At 46.6% G+C, this 833-nt stretch carries 1 protein-coding gene; it reads left to right on the plus strand.

Translation table 11 applies throughout. From position 1 onward, the window contains the following. The first annotated feature begins 24 nt into the window (after nt 1–24). A complete protein-coding gene (locus B5G12_RS14180; RefSeq protein WP_144064186.1) occupies nt 25–708 on the plus strand; it encodes a hypothetical protein in 684 nt (227 codons plus the stop codon). Nucleotides 709–833 lie beyond the last annotated feature (125 nt).

The raw sequence follows: 833 nt of genomic DNA on the forward strand, positions 1-833 counted from the left end.
CACCATAAGGAGGAAAAATTCATTATGAAACTCAAGAAGATTGCTTCTCTGGCGCTGGCCGGCATCATGGCCGTCAGCATGCTGGCTGGCTGCAAGGACGGCGGCAACAGCAACAGCGGCTCTTCCAGCGAGAATACCAATACCGCTTCTGGCTACTCTGCTATGCTGGGTCAGAAAGCTGCTGAAACCCTGAGCGATAATGACCGCGATAAGATTTTTACTTTTGCTGACAACGACAAGGATCAGAAGGCTTTGTCTGATGCAATTCTCGAAATTGGTGACTCCAAGCTGGAGAATTGGGTGAAGAATGGCTATGTTGTTGAACTGAGTCATAAGAACTACACCGACGCTTATAATTCTTTTAAGGCCGATGCAGATTTGGATCGTACTAACTTGATGGACGGAACAACTAAGATGTTCTTTGATGGTTCTAATGCTGCTAATACCAAGAAAGTTGGTACTATTTGGGTTGCCAATGGAACTGTTTCTATGGACAAAGTGCTCGATAAGATTTTCAACGCGTACGAAGAGGCATTTGAGAAAGCTCAGAAGACTGGGACCACTGGTAGTTCTGGTGAAACGACTTATGACTTTAAGTATACTGTTTCTGTGAGTGTTGTGAACAAACCTGTTACTTCCAATACTCAGTTCAACGGCTCCATCAACTTTATTGCTGTGACTGTAACTCGTACCGGTACTGCTGCGTAACAAGCTACTTTACTTATAACACCCCCGGGGCACCATACCGGGAGATGATATAAGGGGCGCACAGGTGCCAGAGACCACCTGCGCGCTCGGGTAAAACACCCATCCGATGTGGCGGCAAAGAGGAA

This window comes from Faecalibacterium sp. An58 (genome assembly GCF_002161515.1).
Lineage (GTDB): Bacteria > Bacillota > Clostridia > Oscillospirales > Ruminococcaceae > Faecalibacterium > Faecalibacterium avium.

Coding starts and splice junctions, on each gene's coding strand:
- B5G12_RS14180 (WP_144064186.1), top strand. CDS start 25: ATGAAACTCAAGAAGATTGCTTCTCTGGCGCTGGCCGGCATCATGGCC.